We start from the raw sequence: 26214 nt of genomic DNA, 5'->3' as shown, positions 1-26214 counted from the left end.
TGGTGCCGCTGAGCGGGACCAGCACTCCCCGATCGCGTCGGTGGGGTAGGTCTTGGTGCGTGCAGACCTTCCTGCCCGTGCCCGACTTCGCCGCGTCGGCGCGCATCCTGGACGACGCCCGCCTCGGCAAGCAGCGGGTCGAGGCCTTCCAGATCATCCGCACCATCGACGGCGTGGCCCGGGGCTGGCGCAACCATCCCGCGGTCCGGATGTGGCGCGGCTTCGAGCCCGCCCTCCTCGAGTACGCACTGGCCGTCTGTGACGAGTGGGACCGTCGCGGCTACGTCGACACCGTCCGGGTCAAGCTCGCGGCCCACGCCCGGGAAGCCGGCCGCCGCGTCTTCCTGCCTGACTGGTTCGGCGACGAGGCCTTCCACGCCAGCCACCGCAGCAACCTGCTGCGCAAGGATCCGGAGTTCTACCACCGCTACGGCTGGACCGACCCACCGGACCTGCCCTACGTCTGGCCAGTCTGACCCCCCGATCGGGGAGGGCTGGTGCCGCTGAGCGGGACCGGCACTCCCCGATCGGCTGGGCGCAGGCATAAGAAAGCCGGAAGGGCGGCCCCGTGACCGGGACCGCCCTTCCGTGTGGAGCTGGTGGACTCAGAAGTCCATGCCACCCATGCCACCGTCACCGGCGGGGGCCGGGGCGGCCTTCTCCGGCTTGTCGGCCACGACGGCCTCGGTGGTGAGGAAGAGCGCGGCGATGGAGGCCGCGTTCTGCAGGGCCGACCGCGTCACCTTGGTCGGCTCGACGATGCCGGTCTTGAACATGTCGACGTACTCACCGGTCGCGGCGTTGAGGCCGTGACCCGGCTCGAGGTTGAGCACCTTCTCCGACACGACGCCGCCCTCGAGGCCGGCGTTGACGGCGATCTGCTTCAGCGGGGCGAGCAGCGCGACCTTGACGATGTTGGCACCGGTGGCCTCGTCGCCGGTCAGGTCGAGCTTGTCGAACGCCGAGACGGTCGCGTTGGCCAGGGCCACGCCACCACCGGGGAGCAGGCCCTCCTCGACGGCCGCCTTCGCGTTGCGAACGGCGTCCTCGATGCGGTGCTTGCGCTCCTTGAGCTCGACCTCGGTGGCCGCGCCGACCTTGATCACCGCGACACCGCCGGCCAGCTTGGCCAGGCGCTCCTGCAGCTTCTCGCGGTCGTAGTCGGAGTCCGACTTCTCGATCTCGGCGCGGATCTGGTTGACCCGACCCTGGATCTGGTCGGCCTCGCCGGCACCCTCGACGATGGTGGTCTCGTCCTTGGTGGTGGTGAACTTGCGGGCGCGGCCGAGCAGCTCGAGGCCTGCGTTCTCCAGCTTCAGACCCACGGTCTCGCTGATGACCTCGCCACCGGTGAGGATGGCGATGTCGGCCAGCATGGCCTTGCGACGGTCACCGAAGCCGGGCGCCTTGACGGCGACGGACTTGAAGGTGCCGCGGATCTTGTTGACGACCAGGGTGGCCAGGGCCTCGCCCTCGACGTCCTCGGCGATGATCGCCAGCGGCTTGCCGGTCTGCATGACCTTCTCGAGCAGCGGCAGCATGTCCTTGACGTTGGAGATCTTGCCCTCGTGGATCAGGATGTACGGATCCTCGAGCTCGGTCTCCATGCGCTCGGCGTCGGTGACGAAGTAGGCGCTCAGGTGACCCTTGTCGAAGCGCATGCCCTCGGTGAGCTCGAGCTCGAGGCCGAAGGTGTTGCTCTCCTCGACGGTGATGACGCCTTCCTTGCCGACCTTGTCCATCGCCTCGGCGATGATCTCGCCGACGGTGGTGTCAGCGGCGGAGATGCTCGCGGTGGCCGCGATCTGCTCCTTGGTCTCGACGTCCTTGGCCTGGTTGCCCAGGACCTCGGAGACGGCGGCGACGGCGGTCTCGATGCCGCGCTTGAGCGCCATCGGGTTCGCACCGGCGGCGACGTTGCGCAGGCCCTCGCGCACCAGCGCCTGGGCGAGCACGGTGGCGGTGGTGGTGCCGTCACCCGCCACGTCGTCGGTCTTCTTCGCGACCTCCTTGACGAGCTCGGCGCCGATCTTCTCGTACGGCTCCTCGAGCTCGATCTCCTTGGCGATCGAGACACCGTCGTTGGTGATCGTGGGGGCGCCCCACTTCTTCTCCAGGACGACGTTGCGGCCCTTGGGGCCGAGCGTGACCTTGACGGCGTCGGCGAGCTGGTTCATGCCGCGCTCAAGGCCGCGACGGGCCTCTTCGTCGAACGCGATCAACTTGGCCATTCGGTTGTCCTCACTCTGTGATGACTGTTCTCGGTTCAGGGACCGGCGGTGCAGTGCCCGCGACGGACGGCTCGCCTGAGCCTCACCGCGCACCGGTTGGCACTCAGCCTAGCCGAGTGCCAATTCGAGTCTGGCACTCGACCCCGACGAGTGCAAGCAGCCGGAGAGGCGCCTACCCACTGCTGACGGAGGCCGGCCGGCACCGAGCTCGCAGGGACCGGCCACCTCACTGTGGTAGTTGTCGTCCATGCTGGCGATCGAGGACTTGATCAAGACTTTCGGCGACAAGCGCGCCCTCGACGGGGTGACGCTGCGGGTCGCTCCCGGCGAGACCGTCGGCTTCGTGGGCGCGAACGGCGCGGGGAAGTCGACCACCATGCGCATCGCGATGGGCCTGCTCGCCGCCGACAGCGGCAGCGTGCGCTGGAACGACCAGCCGCTCACCTTCGCCGGCCGGCGGCGCTTCGGTTACATGCCCGAGGAGCGCGGGTTGTACCCGAAGATGCGCGTCCTCGAGCAGGTCGCCTACCTCGGTCGGCTGCGGGGCATGTCCGCACGCGACGCCAGCCGGGCCGCCACGGCCCTGATCGAGCGGATGGCGATCGCCGGCTCCCCCACCGACTTCGTGCAGGCGCTCTCGCTGGGCAACCAGCAGCGCGTCCAGCTCGCCGCCGCGCTGGTGCACGACCCCGAGCTGCTGATCCTGGACGAGCCGTTCTCCGGTCTCGACCCGGTCGGCGTCGACACCATGGCCACCGAGCTCGCCGACCGGCGCGCCGCCGGGTGCGGCGTGCTCTTCAGCAGCCACCAGCTCGAGCTGGTCGAGCGACTCTGCGACCGAGTGGTGATCGTCCGGGGCGGCCGGCTCGTCGCCTCCGGGACGTTGGACGAGCTACGCGGGCCGGCCTCGCGACAGGCACTGGAGGTCATCGTCGACGCCGACCCGTCGTGGGTGACCGGCGTGCCCGGTGCCACCGTCGTCGAGCGGGACGGCAACGCGGTCGTCCTCTCGCTGCAGGACCCGGACGACGACCAGCGCGTCCTCGCGGCTGCCGCGGCGGCGGGCCGCGTCGAACGTTTCGGCTGGCGGCAGCCCAGCCTCGCCGAGCTGTACCGCGAGGTCGTCTCCGAGAGCGACGACGCCACCCACGCGCAGGTCGCGGCATGAACGGCATCGTCGCGCTGATCGCCAAGCGCGAGATCCTGACCCGGCTGCAGCAGCGCGGATTCCTGATCGGCGTCGGCATCACGCTGCTCATCGTGGTGGCGGTCTGCGTCGTCCCGGCGTTCTTCGACAAGGACGACTCGCCCACCCGGTACGACGTCGCCGTCGCCACCTCGAACGCAGCGCTGTCGCAGGCGCTGCAGAAAGCCGACGACCCGGCCTTCACGGTGCACGAGGCCTCCGCGGCGGAGGCTCGCCACAAGGTGAGCAAGGGCGACTGGGACGCCGCCGTCTTGCCGGGCAACCGGCTGGTCGTGCCGAAGTCCGGCGATGCCGTCGTCGGCGCCGTCCAGCGGGTGTGGGCCGACGTCAGCCTCGTCGGCAACCTGCGCAAGGCCGAGCTCTCCGACAGGCAGATCAAGGACGCGCTCGACGTGCGGCCGCTCGCCGTCTCCGGCACCGACTCCACCGCGGACGGCCAGCGACAGGCCATCGCCCTGATCACCGTGATCCTGCTCTTCGGCCAGCTCATCTCGTTCTGCACTTGGGTGGCCATGGGCGTCGTGGAGGAGAAGGCCTCTCGGGTCGTCGAGGTCATCCTCTCGGCGGTGCGCCCGCTGCAGCTGCTGGCCGGCAAGCTCATCGGCATCGGCATCCTCGCCGCCGCCCAGGTCCTGGCGATCGGCGTGGTGGCCCTCGTGGCCGCGACCGCCGCCGACACCATCTCCATCCCGGCCTCGGCGCTGGTCACCGTGCTCATCGCCTTCGGCGGTTTCGTCCTGGGCTATGCCTTCTTCGCCGCGCTGGCGGCCGCACTCGGCTCCACCGTCTCGCGGCAGGAGGAGGTCTCCGGCGTCCTCACGCCGGTGACCATCGCACTGACACTCTGTTACGGGGCCAGCTTCGTCGGCCTCAACGAACCGGATTCCACGCTCTCGCGCGTGCTGTCCATCCTGCCGCCGGTCTCGTCCATCGCCATGCCGGGCCGGATCGCCCGCGGCGACGTCCCCGTGCTCGACATCGTCCTCGCCGCCGTGCTGCTGGCCCTCGCCGCCGCCGGCATGCTCGTCGTCGCCGCCCGCATCTACCGGGCCAGCGTGCTGCACAGCGGCACGCGGGTACCGCTCAAGACGGCCTGGCGGGGGGAGGCGGTCTCCGAGCTGGGCTGATCCGCCTCAGCCGGCGACCAGCACAGCCAGACCCTCGGGCGTGAAGATCGACTCGGCCAGCAGGTGGGCCAGGCCGACGACGCCGGCACGGGGGTCCAGCCGGCTCCGGACGATGAGCAGGTCACGCGTCGCCAGGGGCAGCGACCGGCGGTAGACGACCTCCCGGATGCCGGCGAGCAGCTGCTCGTCGACATGCGCCAGCTGGCCGCCGACCGCAACAACGCGGGGGTTCAGCAGGTTCACCGCGTCGGCGATGGCGTGGCCGAGCACCCGGCCGGAGCGGCGCAGCAACTGCTGGGCGAGGACGTCCCCGCTCCGGATCAGGCCGACGGCGTCGTCGACAGTCTCCACCGAGCGACCCGCGGCACGCAGGTCCCGGACCAGCGCCCAGCCGCCGGCGCGCGCCTCGACGCAGCCGACGTTGCCGCACTGGCAGCGCGGTGGCTCCTCGTCGCCGGCCTCGAGCAGCTGGATGTGCCCGATGTCCCCGGCGGCCCCGTCGGCGCCGCGGTGCACCCGGCCACCGGTGATCAGGCCCGAGCCGACGCCGGTGCCAATCTTGATCATCATGAGATCGCCGACGTGCGGGTAGTGGGCCTGCCGCTCACCCACGACCATCGCGTTGACGTCCTTGTCGACCAGCACCGGTGCCGCGTACCGCTCGGCGAACCAGGCCCGGATCTCGAAACCGTCCCAGTCGGTCATGATCGGCGGGCTGACGACCCGGCCGCTGGCGAAGTCCACCGGGCCGGGGACGTCCAGACCGATGCCGAGGACGTCACCCGGCAGCCGGCCCGCGCGGTGCAGCAGCGTCTGGAACCGGCTCTCGACGGCCTTGAGGACGGCACGGGGGCCCCGCGACACCGGCATGACGTGCGCGATCTCGTCGACGACCGCGCCGGAGAGATCGCAGAGCGCGACCCGGAACGCGGTCGCCCCGACATCGGCGGCGAGCAGCACACCGCGGTCGACGTGGAAGGCGAAGCGTTCGGCCGGGCGTCCGCCGGTCGAGTCACCGGTCGAGGCGACGAGGAGGTTCGCAGTGAGGAGCGCGTCGAGGCGCTGTCCGACGGTGGTGCGCGACAGCCCGGTGACCCGCATGACGTCGGCGCGGGTCAGCGGCGACGAGGCCCGGAAGAGCGCCAGGACGTCGGAGAGGCCGGTGCCCCACGGATTGGGCTCCGGCTCGGCGCCGCCCACGGCGACAGGATCGCTCACCGCACGAGGCCGCACCACGGCCTGAGAGTAGTGCGCCAGCACCCGGTCACCCTTCGTCGTCGTCCCGTCGGAACTTTCTTCTGTTACCTCTAGCACTTTTGCATAGCGCGAGTCTAAAGTCTGCAACGCCAACGACGAAAGCCCATCCGGGCGACCACGAGGAGAACCTCATGACCCGATACGCCCACCGGCACAACGGCCGTGCCGCCTGGCGCATCACCGCCGCACTCGGCGCCGCGAGCGCCCTCGCGCTGGCGGGCTGCTCGTCCGACAGCGGTTCCGGCTCCGGTTCGGGCGGCGACGGCAAGATCGCCGTCGTCATCAAGGGCCTGGACAACCCGTTCTTCCAGACGATGAAGCAGGGCGTGGACGCCGGCGCCAAGGACGGCGGCGTCAGCGCGACCGTCCAGGCCGCGCAGTCCATCTCGGACACCAGCGGGCAGGCGGACAAGCTCACCACGCTGGCCAACCAGGACTTCTCCTGCTTCGTGGTCAACCCGATCTCGGGCACCAACCTCGTCCAGGGCGTCGCCCGCATCGCCGCCAAGGGCAAGAAGATCGTCAACATCGACTCCCCCATCGACGCGGCGGCCGCCACGAAGGCCGACGCGAAGATCGCCACCTACATCGGCACCGACAACACCGCCGCCGGCGAGCTCGCCGGCAAGGAGATGGTCAAGCAGCTCCCCTCGGGCGGCACCGTCTTCGCCATCGGCGGCACCTCCGGCGACGTCACCAGCGGCGCCCGGGTCAGCGGCTTCACCAAGGGCGTCGCCGGCTCGAAGGTGACGCTGCGCCAGACCGTCGCCGCCAACTGGGACCGCCAGACCGCGCTGACCGCGGCCACCACGATCATGCAGAACAACGCGCAGGTCTCCGGGTTCTTCGTCGCCAACGACGACATGGCCCTCGGTGTCGCCCGCGCCGTCGCGAACCTCAACCGCACCGGCAAGGTCAAGATCATCAGCGTCGACGGCATCAAGGACGCGCTCTCGGCGGTGCAGGCCGGCCAGCTCACCGCCGTGGTGGCGCAGTACCCCTACGTCATCGGCGAGATGGGCATCGAGGCCTGCCGCGCGGCCGACGCCGGCAAGGACCTGCCGAGCAAGGTCGATGCTCCGGTCGAGCTCGTGACCCGCTCCACCGCTGCGCAGGCGCTCGCCAAGACGCCGCAGCCGTTCGGCAGCTACGACGACCCGTTCGCGAAGCTGCTCTCCAAGTGACGGAGGCCCCGACCATGACTCCTGCGACGTCCCCGACCCCGGCGGCGGCATCCGCCGTCTCGAAGAGCAAGACCGACGGCGGCCCGAGCACGACCGAGAAGAGCCGCGGTCCAGTCGCGACCAAGCTCACCGACCCCAACTTCTGGGTCGACTGGGCGGCGCCGATCGGGCTGGTGGCGCTGCTGATCTTCTTCGGCAGCACGGCGGACAACTTCCTCTCGACCGGCAACCTGCAGGCCATCCTCGCCGCCGCCGCCATCCCGATGGTGCTCGCCGTCGGGCAGACCTTCGTCATCATCACCGCGGGCATCGATCTGTCGGTGGCCTCGGTGATGACCTTCGCCGCGATCGTCATCGGCAAGACGGTCACCAGCGCGCCCGGCCTGGTCTGGGCGCTCGTCCTCGGCGTGGTGGCCGGGGCGGTGGTAGGCGCGGTCAACGGCATCGTGATCGCCAAGGGCCGCATCGCCGACTTCATCGTCACGCTGGGCGCGCTGTCGGCGGCCTCGGGGCTGGCGCTCATCCTGGCCAACGGCCAGCCGATCAACGTCATCGACACCTTCATGCTCAAGCTCTCGACGACCTCGTTCGCCGGGGTGTTGAGCTACCCCGTCGTCATCGCGCTGGTGGTGGCCGCCATCGGCCACGTCGTGCTCTTCCACACCCGCTTCGGCACGCACGTCCTGGCCACCGGCGGCTCGGCCGAGGCTGCCGCGGCCACCGGGGTGCGCATCGACCGTGTGAAGATCGCCGTCTACGTGATCAGCGGGACGCTGGCCGGCCTGGCCGCGATCCTGCTCGTCTCCCGCGTCGGTGCCGCCGAGCCCGCGTCCAACACCACGTTCCTGCTCAACTCGGTCGCCGGCGTCGTGCTCGGTGGCGTCAGCCTCTTCGGTGGCCGCGGGTCGATCTTCGGCCCGGTGGCCGGGGCGCTGCTGCTCACCGTCCTCACCAGCGGACTCACCGCCCTGCGGGTGCCCGAGTTCTACCAGCCCCTCGCGGTCGGCGTCGTCGTCGTCGCCGCCGCCTTCCTCTCCAGGACCCGCCGATGACCACCGACACCATCGTCTCCGTCGACGACGTCTCCCTCTCCTTCGGCAGCGTCCGCGCGCTGCGAGACGTCTCCCTCACCCTGCGCCGCGGCGAGATCACCGCACTCGTCGGCGACAACGGCGCCGGCAAGTCCACGCTGGTGCGCTGCCTCTGCGGTGTGCACCGCCCGGATGCCGGCCGCATCAGCATCGACGGCGCCCCGGTCGACTTCCGCTCGCCCGAGGACGCCCGCGAGGCCGGCATCGAGACCGTGCACCAGAACCTCGCCCTCGTCGAGGACCTCACGGTCTGGCAGAACCTCTTCCTCAACCGCGAGCTGGTGCGGGGCAGGTTCCCGCTCGCCTTCCTGGACCGGCCGCGCATGCGCCGCGAAGCCAAGGAGATGGTGTCGACGCTGGCCGTCAACGTGCCCGGCGTGACGTCGCGGGTGCGGCGCCTGTCCGGCGGGCAGCGGCAGGCCGTCGCGATCTGCCGCGCCGCCGGCTTCACCTCCCAGCTCGTGATCATGGACGAGCCGACCGCCGCGCTCGGCGTGCAGGAGACGGCGAAGGTCGAGGACCTCATCCGGCGACTGCGGGACGAGGGCCGCTCGGTGCTGCTGATCAGCCACAACTTCGAGCAGGTGCTGCGGTTGTCCGACCAGGTCTGGGTGATGCGCGCGGGACGCTGCGTCGGCGGCCGGCGTACTGCAGAGACCACCGGCGACGAGATCGTCGGCCTGATCACCGGGGCGGTGGCGGCATGACCACGATCCCGAATCCGCTGGGCGTCCACGCCCTCGTCTGGGTCGGCGACACGTCGCCGGCCTCGGTGACGCAGGCGGTCACCGCGACCGCCGCGGCGGGCTACGACCTGCTGGAGCTCTCGCTGCACGACGCCGTCAACCTGGACGTCCCGGCGGCCCGCGAGGCGCTGTCCGCGGCGGGGCTGCAGGTGGCGTGCTCGCGTGGCCTCGCCTTCGACGCCGACGTCTCCAGCGACGACGCCGCGGTGGTCCGCCGGGGTGCGGAGCTGCTGCACGACTCGCTGCTGATCACGGCCGGCCTCGGTGGCACCCACCTGACGGGCGCGCTGTACTCGGCGCTGGGCAAGTACGGCCATCCGCTCTCCGAGGCCGGACGGGCCAATGTCGTCAGCGTGCTGCGGGACCTGGCCACCGAGGCCGCCGGCCGGGACATGACCCTCGGCCTGGAGATCTGCAACCGGTACGAGACCAACGTCGTCAACACGGCGGCCGATGCGCTCCGGCTGGCCGACGACATCGGCGCCGACAACGTCACCATCCACCTCGACACGTACCACATGAACATCGAGGAGGACGACTTCGTGGCGCCGGTCCTGCTGGTCGGCGACCGGCTCGGCTACGTCCACATCGGCGAGAACCACCGCGGCTACCTCGGCTCCGGTCACCTGGACTTCGCCGCCTTCTTCGGCGCGCTGGCCGAGATCGGGTACACCGGTCCGGTGACCTTCGAGAGCTTCTCCTCGGCGGTCGTCTCCGCCACGCTGTCGAACGATCTGGCCATCTGGCGCAACCTCTGGGACGACGGCGCTGATCTGGCCGGGCGTGCCCGGGAGTTCATGGTCGAGCAGATTGCGGTGGCGTGGTCGGCACGCTGAGCACCCCCACGCTCGACGAGCTCGTCGAGCGCATCGCCGGGCTGCAGGCGGTCTCGTCGCGGCCCCGGCTGGTCGTCGGCATCGCCGGCAGCCCGGGCTCGGGCAAGACCACGCTGGCGCAGGCACTGGTCCGCCGGCTCTCGGACGTCGACGACTGGCGTGACGGTCCGGTCGCGCACGTCCCGATGGACGGCTTCCACCTCGCCGACGCCGAGCTCGACCGGCTCGGCCGGCGCGAGCGCAAGGGCGCACCGGACACCTTCGACCCCGGCGGCTACGCGGCGCTGCTGCAGCGCGTCGCCGCCGGAGAGACGGTGTGGGCACCGGACTTCGAGCGCGTCCTGGAGCAGCCCATTGCCCAGGGACTGCCGGTCGGCGAGCAGGTGCGCACCGTCGTCAGCGAGGGCAACTACCTGCTGCTGGACGACCCGTCCTGGCGCGGGGTCCGCGCCTGCTTCGACGAGGTCTGGTTCTGCCGGGTCGATCCGGCCGTCCGGGTGGAGCGGCTGGTGGCGCGTCACATCCGCTTCGGCAAGTCGCCGGCCGCGGCGCGGGCGTGGGTGGCCGCGGTCGACGAGCGCAACGCCGCCCTGGTCGAGGCGTCGGCCGACGCCGCCGATCTGATCGTGGACTGCGGCTGACGCCCTGCTGAAACGACGTTCGGCCCGAGCCGGTGGGCTCGGGCCGAACGTGGATGAGGTTCTGGGTCAGACGATGCGGACCGCGTCGGCCTGCGGGCCCTTGGGACCCTGCACGACCTCGAACTCGACGCGCTGGTTCTCGTCCAGGCTCTTGTAGCCGTCGGCCTGGATGGCCGAGTAGTGGACGAAGACGTCCTGACCGTCGTCCACGGCGATGAAGCCGTAGCCCTTCTCGGCGTTGAACCACTTCACGGTGCCCTGTGCCACGTGCACTCCCTGCTGCGTTCCCTGGGGGACTGACCGAGATCACCGCACGTCACGATGCTCGGGGTCTACGTTCCTCGGTGCCGCTTCACTGCTCTGCACGATCCGGTGACCGGAGCGTGATACTGCGCGTCGCTTTACGTTCGTCACTTCGACCGCCGCGGACGCTACCCGGCAGTTCCACGACGGCTCAACCCCCGATTCACGCAATTCTCACAACGGGGTGAATCCGGACCAACCGTCGCGGACCTGCGGATCAGAGCAGCCCGGCCTCGCGCATCCCCTTGATGGTGGGCTTGATGATGGCCGTCGGACGGGCGCCGGCGCTCACCGCGTCGACGGTCTTCAGCCCGTCGCCGGTGTTGTAGACAACGGTCTCGACGGACGTGTCGATCGCACCCTGCTCGACGAGCTTCTTCAGCGTCGCCACGGTGACACCGCCCGCGGTCTCGGCGAAGACGCCCGTGGTGCGGGCCAGCAGCTTGATGCCCTCGCGGATCTCGTCGTCGTTCACCGCTGCCATGGCGCCGCCGGTGGTACGCACGGCGTCGAGCGCGTACGGGCCGTCTGCGGGGTTGCCGATGTTCAGCGACTTCGCGATGCCGGTGGGGCGAACCGGCACGACCTCGTCCACACCGGCCTGGAAGGCAGTGGCGATGGGCGAGCAGCCGGCCGACTGTGCACCGAAGACCTTCCACTGCGAGTTGGACGCCACCAGCCCGGCGCCGGCGAGCTCCTTGAAGGCCTTGTGGATCTTGGTCAGCATCGATCCCGACGCCATCGGTGCGACGTACTGGCCGGGCAGTCGCCAGCCGAGCTGCTCGGCGACCTCGTAGCCCAGGGTCTTGGAGCCCTCCGCGTAGTACGGCCGGACGTTGACGTTGACGAAACCGGTGTCCTCGAACTCGTCGGTCTCGCCGAGCTCCGAGCAGAGCCGGTTCACGTCGTCGTAGGAACCCTCGATGCCGACGAGGGTGCCGCCGTAGATCGCCGTCTGCGTGATCTTGGCCGGCTCGAGGTCGGCGGGCACGAAGACGATGGAGGGCATGCCGATCCGCGCGGCGTGGGCGGCGACGGAGTTGGCCAGGTTGCCGGTCGAGGCACAGGCGATGCGGGTGAAGCCGAGTTCACGGGCTGCGGTGATCGCTACCGAGACGACCCGGTCCTTGAAGGAGTGGGTCGGGTTGGCCGAGTCGTCCTTGATCCACACCGGCGCGGTGAAGCCCAGCTCGTCGGCGAGGCGGTCGGCGCGGATGAGCGGCGTCATGCCGGTGCCCGAGTCGACGCGGGTGGCGGGGTTCTGGCCTACCGGCAGCAGGCCCGCGTAGCGCCACAGCGAATGCGGTCCGGCCTCGATCTCGTCGGCGGTGACACGAGCGAGCGCGGCCGGGTCGTAGCCGATCTCCAACGGACCCCAGCACTCGAGGCAGGCGTGCTGCGCGCCGAGGGGGTACTGCGCGAGGCAGTTGCGACAGACCAGGCCCGAGGCGGGCGAGGGGACGGTGTGTCGATCGATCAGGGCAGTCATGTACGAGGCCTTTCTCCTCATCTTCCCCGCGCAACGTGCGCGAGCCGGAGTTGGCACCTGCGGCGGCGGCCTCGCGGAAGCAAGGTGAGCGCACGTGGTTGCCGGGGCTTCGTCGGGCCGGTCCCTCTGCCCCTCTGGATGAGCGTGCTGTTCAGTTGTGGGTCGAACGACAGCCATGATGACACAGCGAGGTGTGTGCTTCAGCCCGTCGAGTAGTCGGGGGTGAGGACGACCACGATCGGGCCGCTGGGGAGCTCGGGGAACTTCTCGACCACTCGCTTGATCCCCGGGAACTGATCGCGCAGCGCCTTGGCCGCCGCCTCCGCGCCCTTGACGCCGGGGTCGTAGTAGGCGCAGGTGGAGATGATCTCGTTCTGCAGGTTGCCGATCTCGCTGACCTTCCACCCACCCTCGCGGAACTGCCGCGCCGCGTCGGTGGCCAGGCCGTTCGTCGTGGTGTTGTTCAGCACCACCAGCGGGATGGTCTTGTCTGCCGCCTCGCTTCCGGGCGAGGAGTTGCCGAGGCTCAGCGTCGGACCGCTCGGCCGGGACGTCGGCCGCGGCGAGGTCGACGGCGCAGGCGAGGTGGCTGCGGAGGTGGGCGCCGGTGAGGAGGAGCGCGGCGAGGTCGAGGCAGCACCGGTAGACCGCTCACCGGCGGTCTTGTCGTTGCCGTCCGGCGCGTTGAGGGCGATCACCGCAACCACGAGCACGACGACGCCCAGAACAGCCAGGACGATCCCCGTGACACGCTCCCGGTGGCGACGTCGCGCCTGCTGCCGGGCCAGACGGCCGTGCTTCTCGTTCAGTTCCTAGACCTCGATACCCAGACGACGTGCCGACCGCTGTCGCTGCCGGCTCGCCCGTAATCTTCGCAAACGCTTGACCAGCATGGGATCGGCGGCCAGCGCGGCGGGGGTGTCGATCAAGGCATTGAGCACCTGGTAGTACCGGGTGGCCGACATGTCGAAGAGCTCCCGGATGGCCTGCTCCTTGGCACCGGCGTACTTCCACCACTGCCGTTCGAAGGCGAGGATCTCGCGGTCTCGCCGAGTCAGGCCGTCGTCGGGCTCGTCCGAGCCCTCGGCTCCGGAGGCGGCGTGCGCGGACTGCATAGGGGCTTACTCCTGCCTGCGGGGGCGACGTTCGTGGGGTGCTACCGGGCAGGCGCGCCGGGTCGTCGCGGCCCGAATCCCACCCGTGTAATTCCCAGCTCGTATTCAAGCACGAGCGCCCTCGTCAAGGGGCCGCGGCGCGCCTGTGGACGACCGGCCCGTCGTCCACAGACCGGCGCCGACCTCCCCGCGGCGGGCACGCGGCGGCAAGGCTCGACGCATGGACCCCTTCGACATGCAGTACCCGGCACGGGTGGCGGCGACGGCGGCCAGGCTCGACGAGGTCGGGCGGGCGCTGCGGGAGCGGGCGGCCCGGCTCACCGGCACGATTGCCGGCTGCCGTTGGGACGGCGCCGGAGCCAGGTCGTTCCGCGTCGCGGCCGAGACGGCGCTCGCCCGGTTACGGATCGCGACCGGTGACGTCGAGGCCGCCGCCGCCGCGCTCCGCCGGCACGCGGCGGCCGTCGGTGACGAGCTCGACCGGCAGCGGGCCGACGAGCTGCGCCGCCACCGCGAGGACCTCGAGCGGCTCCGGTCCCTGCTGCATGCAGGCCCGCCGTGACGACGCCGGCACCCGTCCCTGCTGTGCGGGTGACCGGCGGCACCGGCGGCATCACCGCCAACCGCGACGAGCTGGAACACCTCGCGACCCTGCTCGGCCACGACGGCGAGACGACCTCGGCCGACGGCTTCGCCGTGGACCGGATCCACGATGGGCTCGGCAGTCCGTACCTCGGCGGCCCCCTCGGCACCGCCGGCAATCTGGACGCCGCCGGGCTGCTGCGCGCGAACGCCCTGCTCGCCGACGGGGCTATCCGGCTCCGGGCCGCCGGCGACCAGCTCACCGACCTCGGGCACAAGCTCTCCGCCGCTGCGCAGGGATATCCCTGGGGCAGCTCTGTGCTCAGTGACGGGATCCTCGCGCCGGTCGAGCTGCTCCTCGGCCGTGGCGGCCTCGGCATCGCCACGTCCGGCGTCTTCGGAGCCGGGGTCGATCCCCGGCCGCGGCAGGCCGATGCCGCGGTCGAGCTGCTCGGGCTGACCACGATCACCTCAGCCGGCGCACCGACCCGGGACGGCCGGGGCGTCGCGGTGCCGACCGGAGCCCCCGCCGCCGTCGCGGCCCCGCGGCGCCTCGTCGACGTGGTGGACGGCCTCGCCGAGACCAACCGCCGCGGCGGCGGCGGCGGGATCGACGTCCGCCTGCTGGTCGGCAGCGACGGCGCCCGACGCGCCGTCGTGGACATCACCGGCACCCGGACCTGGCGCCCCGGTGGGGCCAACCCCGCCGACGTCACGACGAACTCGATGGCCCTCCTGGGCCGGAGCGGGGCGTACAGCCACGGCGTCCTGGCCGCGCTGCGCCGCGCCGGGGTACGCAGCGACGAACCGGTGATGCTCGTCGGCCACAGCCAGGGCGGGATGGTCGCCGTCACCGCCGCCCGCGACGCCGTCCGCAGCGGCGAGTTCCGGGTGACGCACGTGGTGACCGCGGGCTCGCCCATCGCCCGGACGGCCAGGGATCTCCCCGCTTCGGTCCGGGTGCTCGCGTTGGAGAACAGCCGCGACGTGGTGCCGTCCCTCGACGGCCACCCCAACCCGGACCGGCGCAACATCGTCACCGTCAGCGGCGCGGTCCCGCAGGCTTCGCTCGGCGACGACCACGACATCGGCCGCTCCTACCGAGCGTTGGCCGAGGGTGCCCAGCAGAACGGGGGACGCTCCGTCCGGGACTTCCTGCACACTGCGCGGAGCTTCTTCGACGCCACTTCGGCCGAGCGGCACCCGTTCCGCGTGGAACGACGGTGATCCGACGATGACCCCGACCGGTACCCGGGTACCCGCCATGCGAGTCGCGCGCGACCTTGCCCGGCTCCGTGACCTGCGCCACGATCGAAGCATGCTCGGACTGATGCAGGACGCCCCGCTGACCATCAACTGGATCGCCTCGCGAGCCGAGCAGTACTACGGCCACAAGGAGGTCGTCACCCGCACCGCCACCGGCATCGAACGCAGCACGGTCGCCGACGTCTGCGCCGACGCGCGGCGGATCGTGGGGTACCTCGACGCCATCGGCGTCAGTCCCGACGGGCGCGTCGGCACCTTCGCGTGGAACACGGCGCGCCATCTTGCGCTCTACCTGGCCATCCCCGGCTCCGGCCGGGTCATGCACACCCTGAACATCCGCTACTTCCCCGACCAGCTCATCTACACCGTCGAGCACGCCGAGGACGAGGTGATCTTCGTCGATCGCTCGCTGCTGCCGCTCTTCGGCAAGTACCTGCCGCAGCTGACGTCGGTGCGACACGTCGTGGTCATGGACGACGGCGCCGAGGCCGAGCTCCCCGACGACCCCCGCGTCGTCCGCTGGGAGGAGGTCGTCGACACCGCTGCACCCGTGGACTTCGCCGACCGGGTCAGCGACGAGCGGCAGGCCGCCGCCCTCTGCTACACGACGGGGACCACGGGCAATCCGAAGGGCGTCCTCTACTCCCACCGCTCGGCGTGGCTGCACTCGAACTCCTGCGGCATGACGGCGACCTTCGGCCTCTCCGACCGGGACCGCGTGCTGCCCGTGGTCCCGATGTTCCACGCCAACGCGTGGGGACTGCCCTACGGCTCCCTGATGGCCGGTGCGGCGATGGTCATGCCGGGACCCGATCTCTCACCGAAGGCCATCGCCGACCTGCTGGAGTCCGAGCAGGTCACCCTCACCGCCGGCGTCCCCACCATCTGGATGGGGCTGCTGCCCGAGCTCGCGGGTCGCAGACTGGCGCTGCGCCGGGTGCTCTGCGGTGGATCGGCCGTGCCGAAGTCGCTCTCCGAGGCCTTCCGGGAGAAGATCGGCATCCCCATCCTGCAGGCCTGGGGAATGACCGAGACCTCGCCGATCGCGTCGGTCGGCATCATCCGGGGCGAGCTCGCCGACCTGCCCGAGGACGAGCTCGCCGACGTCCGGGCCAAGGCCGGCATCGCCCCGCCCGGCGTCGAGCTGCGCATCGTCGACGCGGACAGCCGCGAGGTACTGCCCTGGGACGACACCGTCAGCGGCGAGCTCGAGGCCCGCGGACCGTGGATCGCACGGCAGTACTACCGCACCGACGAACCGGGTGAGCAGTTCTCCGACGACGGCTGGCTGCGCACCGGGGACGTCGCGACGATCGACGAGCTGGGATACGTGCGGCTGGTCGACCGCACCAAGGACCTCGTCAAGTCCGGCGGCGAGTGGATCAGCTCGGTGCACCTGGAGAACGTGATCATGAGCCACCCGAAGGTCGCCGAGGCCGCCGTCATCGCCGTGCCCCACCCCAAGTGGTCCGAGCGTCCGCTCGCCTGCGTCGTGATCAAGGACGACGAGGAGCTCACCCGCGACGAGCTGTTGGAGTTCCTCGCCGGCCCGTTGGACAAGTGGCAGCTCCCCGACGACGTCGTCTTCATCGACGAGGTGCCCAAGACCTCCGTCGGCAAGTTCAGCAAGAAGACCCTGCGCGACAAGTACGGCGACTACCAGCTGCCGACAGCCTGACCGAACTCTGCGCCAACTCGGGCCCCGGGTTGCGGCGGACCGGGTCCGGCGACGCACGGCACGGCCCTCGAACGAGCCCCGTCCGCCGGGCAACTCGGGCCTTTCGGCCCTAAAGTCGAGACCCGGCGTGTCGCAACACGGGCACCACTTGTCACAGGCGTAACTTCGATGATTTGATCATCAGCGCCCCCACCCCCGAGGGGGCGGGCGAGCTGTCTCCTGAGTAGCCGCCCCGACGACCTGCGGTTCCCCCGGCCGCACGCCCGACGGGAAGACAACCCATGAGCTCAGCTCGCCACCCATTCCTTCGTCGGTACGGCACCCTGCTGCCGACCTTCCTGCTCGCCGTCACCGCCGGTGTCGGCGTGCTCTCGGCCAGCGGCACCGCCACCGACCAGCCGACGGGCGACTCCCCCCGCGTCGCCGCCGCCAGCTACGCCGACGGCAGCCCGATCGGCAAGGTCGGCCGGACCTACCGCGTCCAGGGCGGCGCGCGCTTCAAGGGCTGGGCCTTCGATCCCAACGCCAAGAAGACGCCGCTGAGCGTCTTCTCCAGCGTCGACGGCAAGTACACCAACGCCATCGTCGCCAAGGACGTTCGCACCAGCCTGCTGCGCACCAACCCGGGCGTCGGCACGGCGCATGGCTACAGCCTCGTCGTGCCGGTGCCCGAGGGCCGGCACACCGTCTGCGTCCTGGCCAAGAACGTCGGCAAGGGGCGCAACACCACCCTCGGCTGCCTGCGCAACACCGTCTTCGACTACGGCCCCTTCGGCGCCCTCGACGCCGTCGACTCCCGCCCCGGCAACGTCCACGTCAAGGGCTGGCTCGTCGACAACGACAGTCCCAAGTCCCCCGTCACCGCCCGCATCTCCGTCGACGGCGTCGCCACCGCGGTCGTGGCCACCCGGTCACGTCCCGACGTCGCCAAGGCCTACCCCAGCGCCGGCGCCGCCCATGGCTTCGAGGCCAGCTTCCCGGTCGCGCAGGGCAAGCACTCCGTCTGCGTCACGGCCGTCAACATCGGCATCGGCACCGACAACCGCTTCGCCTGCCGCACCGTCGTCGTGGACGACCGTCCGGTCGGCGCCTTCTCGGTGAAGCAGCGCTCGGGCAAGCTGCGCGTCCTCGCCTGGAGCTTCGACCGGGACAACCTCGCCACGCCGCTGCGGCTCTCGGTCCGGGTGGACAACGGCCCCGCGGTGATCCACACCTCCACCAAGACGCGCGACGACATCGCCTCGGAGTACCGGGTGCCGGCGGCAGGCCGCGGCGTGGACCTGCGCTACGCCGCCACCGAGGCGACGCACACCGCCTGCGTCACGATCCTCAACATCGGCTACGGCTCCAACCGCTCCCTCGGCTGCCGCAGCGTTACGCTGAACTACCGGCCGACCGCCGCGGTCACCGCGCTGACCCGCGACGTCGCCGGGGTCACGGTCGCGGGCTGGGCCAAGGACCCCGACACCTCCGCCGCGATCCCGGTGCGCCTCACCCTCGACGGCCGTCCCGCGGGCACCGTGACCGCCAACCGCGCCGGGTCGATCAAGAGCGGCCACAACTTCGTGACCACGCTGCGCACCGGCTCGGGCCGCCACACCGTCTGCGCCGTCGGCGTCAACCAGGTCAGCGGCACCCGCGACTCGGTCGCGGCATGCCGCACCATCACGCTCACCATGTCGCCGATGGGCAGGCTCGACAGCGTTAGGCGGGTGGGAAGCAACCTGCAGCCGGTCGGCTGGGCCTTCGACGCGGACAGCTCAGCCGCGATCAAGGTCGCCTTCACGGTGGACGGCAAGGCCGCCGGGACCTCCTCGGCGAACGTCGCGCGACCCGACGTCGCCAAGGTCTACCCCGCGCTCGGCCGCAACCGCGGCTTCGCACCGACACTGGTCACCACCGACGCCAAGCACACCGTCTGCGCGACGGCCAAGAACGTCGGCGGCGGCAGCGACACCAGCCTGGGCTGCAAGCTCGTCATCGCCGTCAACCCGACGGCGCCCGGCGCCCCGACGAACGTCTCCGCACGAGCCGGCTACGGCGCGGTCACCGCGTCGTGGAGCGCGCCCGCCAACGACGGCGGCGCCCCGCCCTCGTCCTACCGCCTGGTCGCCAGCCCCGGCGGCCGCAGCGTGACCGTGCCGGGCACCTCGCGCTCGGGCACCATCTCCGGCCTCGCCACCAAGGCGAGCTACCGCGTCACCGTCACCGCGGTGAACGTCGCCGGCCGCTCCCCCGGGGCCGTCTCCGGTGCCGTGACCACCCTGACCGGCCCCAAGCCGCAGACCACGCCGGCGCCGGTCTCGGTGAGCCGCTACGTCCGCAACATCCGTACCTGCAACGCTGCCGAACAGGCCGAGATGCGGGCCTTCGGCCGCTCCGACGCCGCCCGCAACGTCAGCGGTCACCGCTACATGATGCTGCTGGACATCGGCGGCCAGAGCCAGCAGTACGGCGGCGTCGTGCTGAGCGCGACCACCCGCTTCGTCAGCTACGCAGCCCTGCTCACCTGCTCCAAGTCCTACGTCGACGGATACGCCGGCGCCATGAAGGCCACCGCTCCGGCGGTGATCGCGATCGGCGTCAACAACGACATGGACGTCAACACGCAGACCGGCCGGGACTGGGCGACCAAGATCGTCAACCCGCTGCTGAGCTATGCCAGGAAGTACGCCGGCATCCGCATCGCCGGGGCCAACGACATCGAGCCGGGCTTCAGCGGCTCGTACGCCGCCACCCGCAACTGGCTGTCCGGATACCTGGCCGCCACCACGGCGCTCTTCGTCTTCAACGGCTCGGCCGACGGCTGCGCCTGGAGCGTGACCAACCGCAGCTGCAACAACGGCTGGTCCATGGCGGGTCTCTACAACCTCGCCGCGGGCATGCGCCCCGCGCAGATGGTCAACCTGCCGCAGATCTACAACTACACGATGGCCGACCAGTGGAAGTACATCTCGCTGACCGGCGTCGAGCGGGGCCTCACCCGGATCAACTTCGCCGGTCCGCTCACCGAGGTCACCGCCTGCGCCCAGGCGCGCAGCTGCGACAGCATCAGCGGCCGGGCGGCCTGGCAGCGGCTGTGGTCCAACCTGCAGTCGCACCCGCAGCTGCGGGTGGGCAGCCTGCCGTATGCCACCGACCTGCGGATCGACAGTTGAGCCGCCGACCCCGCCTGACGCTCGCCGGCCTCGCGCTGAGCCTGCTCGCCGCCGGTTGCTCGGCCTCCGGCGGCGGCAAGCAGACGGCGGCCCCGAGCATGCCGCCGGTCACCGACGCGCCGCCGACGTCGAGCGCACCCGTGACCTCGGCCAGCCCGACACCGACGCCGACCGTCACCACCGCGACCCCGTCCGCCACCCCGACGGTGACGAGGACGAGCCCGGCGAGCCCGGTCAGCTCGGCGACGACGCAGCCCGCCGCCTTCACCACCACCTGCACCGACCTCATGGTGATGGTGATCAAGGGCGGGGCGATCCGTGGCGCCGAGATCGCGGCCATGCAGTTCACCAACACCGGCAGCACGGCCTGCACCATCACCGGCACCCCCACCGCGCACCTGCTGCGCGACGGCGCGCGCATCGGCCAGGCCTCGGCACCCAACGGGGACCGCGTGCGGCCCTTCACGTTGCAGCCGGGGGACGTGGGCGAGAGCCTGCTGCGGGACTTCTCCACCTGCAACGCCCCACTGTCGGACAAGCTGCGGCTGCACCTGCCGGCGCGCAACGGCGCGCCGGGCCGGGCCGTGACCGCGCCGGTCACGCTGCGGGCCTGCGAGCTGCAGGTCGCGCCGGTGGGGCCACCCGCCTGAGCGCAGGACCACCCGCGCCCCGCGACGGCGGCGGCCACCGGCAGGATGGGCGGACGTGACCGTCACGCCGGCCGACGCCGACCTGCCCCGCCCGACCGCAGCCGCCGCCCGCCCGGTGCTGGTGGCGGCGCTGGTGGTGACCGGGCTCTCGATGCGGACCGCAGTGACCAGCGTCGGCGCGGCCCTGGACGAGCTGCAGGACGACTTCCATGCCTCCGGCACGATGGCCGGCCTCATCACCACCCTGCCCGTCCTCTGCTTCGCCGGGTTCGGCGCGGCGACGCCCCGACTGTCCCGGACGCTCGGGCCGCACCGGCTGTTGGTGCTCGCCCTGGTCGCGACCACCATCGGGCTGGCGGTGCGCCCGTTCAGCGGATCCGCGCCGCTCTTCGCCCTCATCAGCATCGCTGCTCTGGCCGGCAGCGCGGTCAGCAACGTCCTCATGCCCAGCCTGGTGAAGCTGCACTTCCCCGACCGGGTCGGCGCGATGACCGCCATCTACTCCACGGCGCTGGCCGTGGGCGTCACGGCCGCCGCCGGACTCACCGTGCCGCTCGGCGACGCGGTCGCCGACTGGCGCACCGGGGCAGCCTCCTGGGCGCTGCTCTCGGCGCTGGCCGTCCTGCCGTGGTTGCCGATGGTCCGGGGGGACCGGCCCGCCCCCGGCAGCCCGCGCAACCTCCCGCTCCGTGCGATGCTCCGCAGCCGCACCGCGGTCGCGCTGGCGATCTTCTTCGGCTGCCAGTCCGTCCAGGCCTACATCGCCTTCGGCTGGTTCGCGCGCTTCCTCACCGAGCACGGCGTGAGCTCGGGACGGGCGGGGCTGATGCTGGCCGTCCTCACCGCGCTCTCCATCCCGGTCTCGCTGGTCGTCCCGCGGATACCCCCGTCGCTGCACCGGGCGACGGTCGGCTGCTTCGTGATCTGCCTGGGCAGCGCGTACACCCTCATGGCGACGGCGCCGGCGGCGACGGCCTGGCTGTGGATGGTGCTGGCCGGGGTGGGCGGCGGATCCTTCCCGCTGGCGCTCACCCTGCTGGGGACGCGCGGTCGGACGCCGGCCACCACGGCCACGCTCTCGGCCTTCGTCCAGGCCATCGGCTACCTCATCGCCGGCATCGGACCGCTGCTGTTCGGGGCGCTCTTCGGGGCGACCGGCTCGTGGGCGCTGCCGATCACCCTGCTCTTCGTGGCGCTGGCGGTCATGACGGCGGCGAGCATCCCGTCCACCACCCCGCGCTTCATCGACGACGAGGTGGCAGCATCGCCGCGGTGAGCGACGACGACCCGCAGGCGCTGCGACGCGACGACTTCCCGGTGCACCGGACGATCCCCACCCGGTGGTCGGACGACGACACCTACGGCCACGTGAACAACGTGGTCCACTACCTGATGTTCGACACCGCCGTGAACGGCTGGCTGATCGAGGCGGCGGGTACCGACATCCGCCGGCTCCCCGCCATCGGCCTGGTCGTGGAGACCTCGTGCCGGTATTTCGCAGAACTGCGCTTTCCCGAGACGATCACCGCCGGCATCGCCCTCGAGCGGCTGGGGACCTCTAGCGTGGTCTACCGGTTGGCGCTCTTCGGCGCGGCCGAGGAGCCGGCGGCGGTGGGGCGCTTCGTCCACGTCTACGTCGATCGGGACGGTCGGCGACCCACCCCGGTGCCCGACGAGATCCGCAGCGCGCTCGCACAGCTCGCGACGCCGCCCGGGTAGGAATGCTCAGGCGCCGGCGGTCCCGCTCGCGCAGGGTCATGGGCATGACCTCCATGCAGCCGCCCCGCAGCGGCAACACCACCGCCTTCTACGTCCAGTCCGTCGTCGCCTTCGCCATCGCCCTCGGCATGGTCACGATCGGCATCCTCTACCTGCCGGTTCCCGCATGGACCCGCGGCTTCCTGGGTCTCGGCACCGTCTTCCTCGTCAGCTCGACGTTCACGCTCGCCAAGTGCGTCCGCGACGCGCAGGAGTCCGGTTCGGTGGTGAGCCGCCTCGACCAGGCCCGGGTCGAGCGGATCCTCGCCGAGTACGACCCCTATCGCCAGCCCAACTCGGCCTTCGATGCCGAAGCGGCGTGAGCGCCCCGTCCACTAGCGTTCGCGCCATGCCTTCGGCCGCGCCGCTCCGGCTGCCCGTGACCGGCATCCGGCTGTCGCTGTGGCGGGCCGTCGCCGCCTTCCGGGTCGCCGCCCTCTCGGTGTGCCTCTTCCTCATCATCCGGTGGCAACCGATCTACCAGCGGCCGAGCGCCGCGCTCGCCGTCGGCGCCTGCATGCTCATCGTCACCGCCGCCGTGGTCATCCTCGGCTGGACGGGGCGGGCACACCGGCGCCCGCTCGTGCTGGCGGACGTCGTCGTCACGGCCGCGCTGACCTACGCCACGGTGGCCGCCCAGACCGCGTCGCAGCGCCAGGGCGGCATGGTCACGCTCACCACCATCTGGGCGGCCGGGCCGGTCGTCGAGGCGGCGTTCGTGGCCGGCCCGGTCGCCGGCGCGCTCGCCGCGCTCGCCCAGTACGGCGTGGCCTTCGGGGTGCGCGGCGACTACGCCGGCGAGACGCTCTACAGCGGCACCGTGCTCCTCATCGTCGGCGCCGTCGTGGGGCTCGTCGCCACCTATGCCGTGCGCGCCGAGGACGAGCTGCGCGCCGCCGCCGCCGCCCAGGCGGCGCTGGCCGAACGCGAGCGACTGGCGCGCTCGATCCACGACGGCGTGCTGCAGGTGCTAGGACTGGTCTCTCGCACCGGACGCGACGACGGTGGACGCTGGGCCGCCATCGCCGACGCCGCGGCGGAGCAGGAGGCGGCGCTGCGCGGCCTCATCACCTCCCGGCCCCCGACCGAAGCGGGCCACCGCGATCTCGGCGCGGCGCTGCGTGAGTTGCGCTCGGCGACCGTCACCGTCTCCGCGCCGCAGACCGAGACGGCCTTGCCCGCCGGGACGGTCCGGGAGGTCGTCGCCGCCGTCCGGGCCGCGCTGGACAACGTGGCCGCGCACGCCGGAGTCGACGCGCGGGTCTGGGTGCTGATCGAGGCGCTCGAGGCCGAGGTCCGGGTCACGGTGCGCGACGACGGCCTCGGCATACCCGCCGGCCGGCTCGCCGAGGCAGCCCGCGACGGCCGGATCGGGGTGGCGCGTTCCATCCGCGGGCGCATCGAACACCTCGGCGGTCGCTGCCGGATCACCTCGGTGCCCGGTGACGGAACGGAGATCGAGATGGCGGTGCCACTGACGTGACCGAGACGGTGAAGGTCCTGCTCGTCGACGACCACCCGATCTGGCGCGAGGCGCTCGAACGCGACCTCGCCGAGGCCGGGTACGTGGTCGTCGGCGCCTTCGGCGACGGCGAGTCCGCGGTGCGCATCGCTCCTGCCGTCCGACCGGACGTCGTCCTGATGGACCTGCAGCTGCCGGGCATCTCCGGCGTCGAGGCGGCCGCCGCCATCGTCGCCGCCGACCCGTCGGTGCGGATCCTGATGTTCAGCCAGTCCGGCGAGGACGCCGACGTCCTCGCCGCCGTCAAGGTCGGTGCCCGCGGTTACCTGGTCAAGTCGGCCGGCAAGGCGGAGCTGCTGGCCGCCGTCGAGCGGACCGCCGCCGGACACGCCGTCTTCTCGCCCGGCCTGGCCGCGCTGGTCCTGGGCGAGTACCGCCGCATCGAACGGGACGAGACGTCGCCCACCGCGGTGCTCACCGAGCGCGAGACCGAGGTGCTGCGCTTCGTCTCGACGGGGCTGACGGCCCGCGCCATCGCCGACCGCCTCGGGGTCTCGTACCGGACGGTGCAGAACCACGTCCAGAACACGCTGCAGAAGCTGCAGCTGCACAACCGCGTCGAGCTCACCCGCTGGGCCGTCGAGCACGGCCTCGCCGAGTGACCCCCACCCCTCGCTGCTGTGCCGGTTTTGGCGGCTGACGCTCGTATCCGAGCGTCAGCCGCCAAAACCGGAGGTCGGGAGGGGTGGGGGTCAGCCCAGGTACTTCTCCCACGGGCCGGTGATGGCGAAGGTGATGCCCGGCGTCTGCATGTTGACGAAGAGCACCTTCCCGTCGGCCGAGAAGGTCGGGCCGGTGAACTCGCTGTCGTTGAGCTCGTTGCGGGCGATGGCGTACGTCGGCCCGTTCGGCACCGTGGAGAGCACGTGCGAGGCACCCACGCCGTCCTCGGCGAGGACGAGCGTGCCCCACGGGGTGGCGGTGACGTTGTCCGGACCGTCGAAGGTCATGTCGCTGAACCTCGGCGTGGAGCCGTCCTCGGCGGTGACCTGGTGCGGGAAGTACGAGACGAGCGAGATCGTCTCGTCGGCGTAGTCGTAGAACCACACCAGGCCGTCGTGCTTGACGGCGTCGGCGGGGAGGTCGCCGGCCTTGAAGGCGTAGCTGTTGACGATGTAGCAACCGCTGTCGATGCCGAAGACACCCTCGAACTTCTTGCCGCGGGTGACGGTGCCGTCGGCGAACTGCTTGCGGACCGACGTCGTCTTCGCGTCGCGGTCCGGGACCTCGACCCACTCGACCCGGAAGGGCCGGCCGAGCTGCGCGGACGTCACGTAGGCGACGTCGGGCAGGACGCTGCCGTCGTCCAGCAGGATCTTCATCGCCTCGAGGCTGCCCTCGGTGTCACCGAGCTGGTGGGCGATGCCGGGGCCGAGCTTCACGCCGCGAGGTGCCGTCCAGCGGTAGAAGAGGCCGGTGGGGCCGGAGGCGTCCTCGGAGAGGTAGACCCGCCGGCGGTCCGGGCTGACGGCGAGCGCCTCGTGCGCGTAGCGACCGAAGGCCTTGATCGGCTTGGGCAGCTGGCGCGTCGAGCTGCCGGGGAAGACCTCGAAGACGTAGCCGTGGTCCTGCTGGTAGGTGCCCGACTTGTCGCCGACCTTCCACGCAGTGCCGGCCTTGGTCTCGGTCTCCTCGCAGGTCAGCCACGTGCCCCACGGCGTGTGGCCGCCGGCGCAGTTGGTGAGCGTGCCCGAGATGCCGACGTGCTCGCCGAGGTTACGACCCTGACCATCGGTCTCGACGACGGTGCAGCCGCCGGCGTTGATGGCGCCCGCGTCGTAGACCGTGCCGGGCACGTGGGGGACGCCGTACTCGTGCTGGTACGAGCTGAGCTCGTGGTTCTGGATGAGCTTCGTCCGACCGCGGCCGGCCTCGAAGGCGTAGGTGCCGTCGTGCGCGCCGGGCGTCTTGCCGGCGTTGCCCTCCAGGGCGGTGACGCCGGTGCGGGTCACCACGCGATAACGGAAGCCCTCGGGCAGCGCGAGCAGCCCGGCAGGGTCGGCTACCAGCGGCGGGAACGGGGTGTGCTTGGGCTCGCGGGGCTTGCCCGGACGAGCCGCGTCCTTGCCGGGGCGGGGCGGGGTCGCCACCGCGTCGCCGGTCAGCGCGCCGGGCAGGGTGCCGGCGACGGCCAGGCCGACGCCCGCCGCCCCGCCACCGAGGATCTGTCGCCGAGAAACGGCCATGAGGACATGTCTCCTGAGATGTCGTGACTGAGTACAGGCTGAAACTCTGGTTCGCGGACGTGGCCGCGAGGTGACGAGCCGGTGGCCGCCCGACCGCGACGAACCGCACGCCTGCAGACAAGCTGTGAGCGACTTAGGCCCACCCGCCGATGGTGGAGACCGCACCTCGACGTCACCACGGACAACT

25 protein-coding genes and 1 riboswitch are annotated in these 26214 nt (G+C 71.4%); of the genes, 18 read left to right on the top strand and 7 right to left on the bottom strand.

The genetic code is table 11. From position 1 onward, the window contains the following. Nucleotides 1–59 precede the first annotated feature (59 nt). Nucleotides 60–476 (top strand): MSMEG_6728 family protein, encoded by a 417-nt coding sequence (locus AC0NZQ_RS09110; protein ID WP_474529488.1) that lies wholly within the window; start codon nucleotides 60–62, stop codon nucleotides 474–476. Between the two features lie 129 nt (nucleotides 477–605). Here the strand turns inward: AC0NZQ_RS09110 and groL are convergent, their stop codons facing one another. Then, a complete protein-coding gene (gene groL, locus AC0NZQ_RS09105) occupies nucleotides 606–2231 on the bottom strand; it encodes a chaperonin GroEL (protein WP_474529487.1) in 1626 nt (541 codons plus the stop codon). A 247-nt stretch (nucleotides 2232–2478) separates the two neighbouring features. Here groL and AC0NZQ_RS09100 point away from each other — a divergent pair, with 247 nt between their 5' ends. Further along, nucleotides 2479–3399, top strand: coding sequence for an ABC transporter ATP-binding protein (locus AC0NZQ_RS09100; RefSeq protein WP_474529486.1), 921 nt, complete (start codon nucleotides 2479–2481; stop codon nucleotides 3397–3399). Further along, complete coding sequence (locus AC0NZQ_RS09095; RefSeq protein ID WP_474529485.1) at nucleotides 3396–4565, top strand: ABC transporter permease; 1170 nt, start codon at nucleotides 3396–3398, stop codon at nucleotides 4563–4565. The genes AC0NZQ_RS09100 and AC0NZQ_RS09095 overlap by 4 nt, the downstream gene beginning before the upstream one ends. A 6-nt stretch (nucleotides 4566–4571) precedes the next feature. Here AC0NZQ_RS09095 and AC0NZQ_RS09090 read toward each other — a convergent pair whose 3' ends face one another. Further along, the gene (locus AC0NZQ_RS09090; RefSeq protein WP_474529483.1) at nucleotides 4572–5801 is read right to left on the bottom strand and encodes an ROK family transcriptional regulator; all 1230 of its coding nucleotides are present in this window, start codon (nucleotides 5799–5801) and stop codon (nucleotides 4572–4574) included. A gap of 152 nt (nucleotides 5802–5953) precedes the next feature. On the opposite strand from AC0NZQ_RS09090, the gene AC0NZQ_RS09085 reads away from it, so the two are divergent. Genes AC0NZQ_RS09085 through AC0NZQ_RS09065 form a run of 5 tightly spaced genes read left to right on the top strand, consistent with a single transcriptional unit; the run spans nucleotide 5954 to nucleotide 10320 of the window. Continuing rightward, nucleotides 5954–7006: a substrate-binding domain-containing protein gene (locus AC0NZQ_RS09085; RefSeq protein WP_474529482.1), complete on the top strand. Its 1053-nt coding sequence runs from the start codon at nucleotides 5954–5956 to the stop codon at nucleotides 7004–7006. 14 nt (nucleotides 7007–7020) lie between these two features. Then, nucleotides 7021–8058, top strand: coding sequence for an ABC transporter permease (locus AC0NZQ_RS09080; RefSeq protein ID WP_474529481.1), 1038 nt, complete (start codon nucleotides 7021–7023; stop codon nucleotides 8056–8058). After that, nucleotides 8055–8804, top strand: coding sequence for an ATP-binding cassette domain-containing protein (locus AC0NZQ_RS09075; RefSeq protein ID WP_474529480.1), 750 nt, complete (start codon nucleotides 8055–8057; stop codon nucleotides 8802–8804). Before AC0NZQ_RS09080 ends, AC0NZQ_RS09075 begins: the two co-directional genes overlap by 4 nt. After that, nucleotides 8801–9679, top strand: a complete 879-nt coding sequence (locus AC0NZQ_RS09070) for a sugar phosphate isomerase/epimerase family protein (protein ID WP_474529479.1) — start codon at nucleotides 8801–8803, stop codon at nucleotides 9677–9679. Before AC0NZQ_RS09075 ends, AC0NZQ_RS09070 begins: the two co-directional genes overlap by 4 nt. Continuing rightward, a complete protein-coding gene (locus tag AC0NZQ_RS09065; RefSeq protein ID WP_474529478.1) occupies nucleotides 9664–10320 on the top strand; it encodes a nucleoside/nucleotide kinase family protein in 657 nt (218 codons plus the stop codon). Before AC0NZQ_RS09070 ends, AC0NZQ_RS09065 begins: the two co-directional genes overlap by 16 nt. 66 nt (nucleotides 10321–10386) lie before the next feature. Here AC0NZQ_RS09065 and AC0NZQ_RS09060 read toward each other — a convergent pair whose 3' ends face one another. The 4 genes from AC0NZQ_RS09060 to AC0NZQ_RS09045 all read right to left on the bottom strand — a co-directional run bounded on the left by AC0NZQ_RS09060 (nucleotide 10387) and on the right by AC0NZQ_RS09045 (nucleotide 13227). Continuing rightward, nucleotides 10387–10587 (bottom strand): cold-shock protein, encoded by a 201-nt coding sequence (locus tag AC0NZQ_RS09060; RefSeq protein ID WP_073391939.1) that lies wholly within the window; start codon nucleotides 10585–10587, stop codon nucleotides 10387–10389. A gap of 253 nt (nucleotides 10588–10840) precedes the next feature. Continuing rightward, nucleotides 10841–12112 carry a threonine synthase gene (gene thrC / locus AC0NZQ_RS09055; RefSeq protein WP_474529477.1) on the bottom strand — a complete coding sequence of 424 codons (1272 nt, stop codon included), beginning with the start codon at nucleotides 12110–12112 and terminating at the stop codon, nucleotides 10841–10843. A 14-nt stretch (nucleotides 12113–12126) separates the two neighbouring features. Further along, nucleotides 12127–12257, bottom strand: a riboswitch (SAM riboswitch). A gap of 55 nt (nucleotides 12258–12312) precedes the next feature. Further along, entirely contained in the window at nucleotides 12313–12825 is a 513-nt protein-coding gene (locus AC0NZQ_RS09050) for a LytR C-terminal domain-containing protein (RefSeq protein ID WP_474529476.1), read from the bottom strand. Nucleotides 12826–12924: 99 nt separating this feature from the next. After that, nucleotides 12925–13227: a DUF3263 domain-containing protein gene (locus AC0NZQ_RS09045; protein ID WP_474529475.1), complete on the bottom strand. Its 303-nt coding sequence runs from the start codon at nucleotides 13225–13227 to the stop codon at nucleotides 12925–12927. A 220-nt stretch (nucleotides 13228–13447) separates the two neighbouring features. Between AC0NZQ_RS09045 and AC0NZQ_RS09040 the strand changes: the two genes are divergently transcribed. The 10 genes from AC0NZQ_RS09040 (at nucleotide 13448) to AC0NZQ_RS08995 (ending at nucleotide 24443) form a co-directional block, all read left to right on the top strand. Beyond that, complete coding sequence (locus AC0NZQ_RS09040; protein WP_474529474.1) at nucleotides 13448–13789, top strand: hypothetical protein; 342 nt, start codon at nucleotides 13448–13450, stop codon at nucleotides 13787–13789. Further along, nucleotides 13786–15036 carry an alpha/beta hydrolase family protein gene (locus tag AC0NZQ_RS09035; RefSeq protein WP_474529473.1) on the top strand — a complete coding sequence of 417 codons (1251 nt, stop codon included), beginning with the start codon at nucleotides 13786–13788 and terminating at the stop codon, nucleotides 15034–15036. Before AC0NZQ_RS09040 ends, AC0NZQ_RS09035 begins: the two co-directional genes overlap by 4 nt. 91 nt (nucleotides 15037–15127) lie before the next feature. Further along, nucleotides 15128–16753, top strand: a complete 1626-nt coding sequence (locus tag AC0NZQ_RS09030; protein ID WP_474529472.1) for a long-chain fatty acid--CoA ligase — start codon at nucleotides 15128–15130, stop codon at nucleotides 16751–16753. Nucleotides 16754–17034: 281 nt separating this feature from the next. After that, on the top strand, nucleotides 17035–19911 hold the full coding sequence (locus AC0NZQ_RS09025) for a fibronectin type III domain-containing protein (RefSeq protein ID WP_474529471.1): 2877 nt from the start codon (nucleotides 17035–17037) through the stop codon (nucleotides 19909–19911). After that, complete coding sequence (locus tag AC0NZQ_RS09020; protein WP_474529470.1) at nucleotides 19908–20561, top strand: DUF4232 domain-containing protein; 654 nt, start codon at nucleotides 19908–19910, stop codon at nucleotides 20559–20561. Before AC0NZQ_RS09025 ends, AC0NZQ_RS09020 begins: the two co-directional genes overlap by 4 nt. A 55-nt stretch (nucleotides 20562–20616) precedes the next feature. Next, nucleotides 20617–21837 carry an MFS transporter gene (locus AC0NZQ_RS09015; protein WP_474529469.1) on the top strand — a complete coding sequence of 407 codons (1221 nt, stop codon included), beginning with the start codon at nucleotides 20617–20619 and terminating at the stop codon, nucleotides 21835–21837. Then, complete coding sequence (locus AC0NZQ_RS09010; protein WP_474529468.1) at nucleotides 21834–22280, top strand: acyl-CoA thioesterase; 447 nt, start codon at nucleotides 21834–21836, stop codon at nucleotides 22278–22280. The genes AC0NZQ_RS09015 and AC0NZQ_RS09010 overlap by 4 nt, the downstream gene beginning before the upstream one ends. Nucleotides 22281–22324: 44 nt before the next feature. Next, nucleotides 22325–22642, top strand: coding sequence for a YiaA/YiaB family inner membrane protein (locus AC0NZQ_RS09005; RefSeq protein WP_474529467.1), 318 nt, complete (start codon nucleotides 22325–22327; stop codon nucleotides 22640–22642). A gap of 26 nt (nucleotides 22643–22668) precedes the next feature. Then, entirely contained in the window at nucleotides 22669–23802 is a 1134-nt protein-coding gene (gene macS / locus AC0NZQ_RS09000; RefSeq protein ID WP_474529466.1) for a MacS family sensor histidine kinase, read from the top strand. Further along, entirely contained in the window at nucleotides 23799–24443 is a 645-nt protein-coding gene (locus AC0NZQ_RS08995; protein ID WP_474529465.1) for a response regulator, read from the top strand. Before macS ends, AC0NZQ_RS08995 begins: the two co-directional genes overlap by 4 nt. 90 nt (nucleotides 24444–24533) lie before the next feature. Here the strand turns inward: AC0NZQ_RS08995 and AC0NZQ_RS08990 are convergent, their stop codons facing one another. Continuing rightward, entirely contained in the window at nucleotides 24534–26027 is a 1494-nt protein-coding gene (locus AC0NZQ_RS08990) for an alkaline phosphatase PhoX (RefSeq protein ID WP_474529464.1), read from the bottom strand. Nucleotides 26028–26214: the final 187 nt, after the last annotated feature.

It is taken from the genome of Jatrophihabitans sp. sgz311053, assembly GCF_056135305.1.
The sequence above is the reverse complement of the archived record's forward strand: the minus strand, read 5'-3'. Positions and strand labels throughout refer to the sequence as shown.